Genomic DNA, 2,594 nt, shown 5'->3' with positions numbered 1-2,594 from the left:
GAAGTCCGGCGGTGTCCTACTCTCCCACAGGGTCCCCCCTGCAGTACCATCGGCGCTGTGAGGCTTAGCTTCCGGGTTCGGAATGTGACCGGGCGTTTCCCTCACGCTATGGCCGCCGTAACACTATTGACATGTTCATCGGCAACATCACTCGCGTGGAGTGTGTTGTTTGGTTCCGACCGTACGTCGAGAACCACAAAGTGGACGCAAGCTCCGCAAGAAGGAGTGTTATCAAGTCATCGGCTTATTAGTACCAGTCAGCTGCACGTGTTGCCACGCTTCCACATCTGGCCTATCAACCCAGTCGTCTGGCTGGGAGCCTCTCACCCCGAAGGGTATGGAAGTCTCATCTTGAGGCCGGCTTCCCGCTTAGATGCTTTCAGCGGTTATCCATCCCGAACGTAGCTAACCAGCGGTGCTCCTGGCGGAACAACTGGCACACCAGAGGTTCGTCCAACCCGGTCCTCTCGTACTAGGGTCAGATCCTCTCAAACTTCCTACGCGCGCAGCGGATAGGGACCGAACTGTCTCACGACGTTCTAAACCCAGCTCGCGTACCGCTTTAATGGGCGAACAGCCCAACCCTTGGGACCTACTCCAGCCCCAGGATGCGACGAGCCGACATCGAGGTGCCAAACCATGCCGTCGATATGGACTCTTGGGCAAGATCAGCCTGTTATCCCCGAGGTACCTTTTATCCGTTGAGCGACAGCGCTTCCACAAGCCACTGCCGGATCACTAGTCCCGACTTTCGTCCCTGCTCGACCTGTCAGTCTCACAGTCAAGCTCCCTTGTGCACTTACACTCGCCACCTGATTGCCAACCAGGTTGAGGGAACCTTTGGGCGCCTCCGTTACTTTTTGGGAGGCAACCGCCCCAGTTAAACTACCCACCAGGCACTGTCCCTGAACCGGATCACGGTTCGAAGTTAGATATCCAATATGACCAGAGTGGTATTTCAACAATGACTCCACCGTAACTGGCGTCACGGTTTCACAGTCTCCCACCTATCCTACACAAGCCACACCGAACACCAATACCAAGCTGTAGTAAAGGTCACGGGGTCTTTCCGTCCTGCTGCGCGTAACGAGCATCTTTACTCGTAATGCAATTTCGCCGAGTTCGCGGTTGAGACAGTTGGGAAGTCGTTACGCCATTCGTGCAGGTCGGAACTTACCCGACAAGGAATTTCGCTACCTTAGGATGGTTATAGTTACCACCGCCGTTTACTGGGGCTTAAATTCTCAGCTTCGCCTTGCGGCTAACCGGTCCTCTTAACCTTCCAGCACCGGGCAGGCGTCAGTCCGTATACATCGACTTGCGTCTTCGCACGGACCTGTGTTTTTAGTAAACAGTCGCTACCCACTAGTCTCTGCGGCCACCACACCCTTTTCGGAGTAAATCCGTATAAGCGGGTGGCCCCCCTTCTCCCGAAGTTACGGGGGCATTTTGCCGAGTTCCTTAACCACGATTCTCTCGATCTCCTTGGTATTCTCTACCTGACCACCTGAGTCGGTTTGGGGTACGGGCGGCTTGAACCTCGCGTCGATGCTTTTCTTGGCAGCATAGGATCACCCACTTTTCATTCGCATCGTGTCTCAGCCTGTATGAGTCACGGATTTGCCTATGACTCGGCCTACGCACTTGCACCAGGACAACCATCGCCTGGCTGGGCTACCTTCCTGCGTCACACCTGTTAATACGCTAGCCGCACCAGCATAGGGTCGTGTGCTCCACCACCCGGTGAACCCCGAAGGGTCCGATGGATGGCTTTGGACACTTAGCATTACTGGATTGACTGGGGCGGTTCTTCGCCGGTACGGGAATATCAACCCGTTGTCCATCGACTACGCCTGTCGGCCTCGCCTTAGGTCCCGACTTACCCAGGGAAGATTAGCTTGACCCTGGAACCCTTGGTCTTCCGGAGGACGTGTTTCTCACACGTCTTTCGCTACTCATGCCTGCATTCTCACTCGTGTGGCGTCCACGGCTGGTTCACACCGCCGCTTCACTCGCCACACGACGCTCTCCTACCCATCAACACGGCTGGACCACGAAGGCCTACCAAAAATGTTAATGCCACAACTTCGGTGGCGTGCTTGAGCCCCGTTACATTGTCGGCGCGGAATCACTTGACCAGTGAGCTATTACGCACTCTTTCAAGGGTGGCTGCTTCTAAGCCAACCTCCTGGTTGTCTAAGCAACTCCACATCCTTTTCCACTTAGCACGCGCTTTGGGACCTTAGATGGTGGTCTGGGTTGTTTCCCTCTCGACTATGAAGCTTATCCCCCACAGTCTCACTGCTGCGCTCTCACTTACCGGCATTCGGAGTTTGGCTGACGTCAGTAACCTGGTGAGGCCCATCGGCCATCCAGTAGCTCTACCTCCGGCAAGAAACACGCAACGCTGCACCTAAATGCATTTCGGAGAGAACCAGCTATCACGAAGTTTGATTGGCCTTTCACCCCTATCCACAGCTCATCCCCTCAGTTTTCAACCTAAGTGGGTTCGGTCCTCCACACGCTCTTACACGTGCTTCAACCTGGCCATGGATAGATCACTTCGCTTCGGGTCTAGAACATGCGACTAAAAC

At 55.0% G+C, this 2,594-nt stretch carries 2 rRNA genes (1 of these 2 only partly in view); both read right to left on the bottom strand.

Annotated elements, in window-relative coordinates:
• Positions 1 to 3: 3 nt before the first annotated feature.
• Positions 4 to 120 (bottom strand): 5S ribosomal RNA (gene rrf / locus AB0O65_RS12490).
• A 107-nt stretch (positions 121 to 227) separates the two neighbouring features.
• Positions 228 to 2,594: ribosomal RNA gene (locus tag AB0O65_RS12485) — 23S ribosomal RNA — on the bottom strand; it runs 203 nt beyond the window's last position.

This window comes from Microbacterium sp. NPDC077391 (genome assembly GCF_040686955.1).
In the GTDB taxonomy this organism is placed as follows: Bacteria; Actinomycetota; Actinomycetes; order Actinomycetales; family Microbacteriaceae; genus Microbacterium; species Microbacterium commune.
This window is presented reverse-complemented; position numbering and strand designations above follow the sequence as displayed.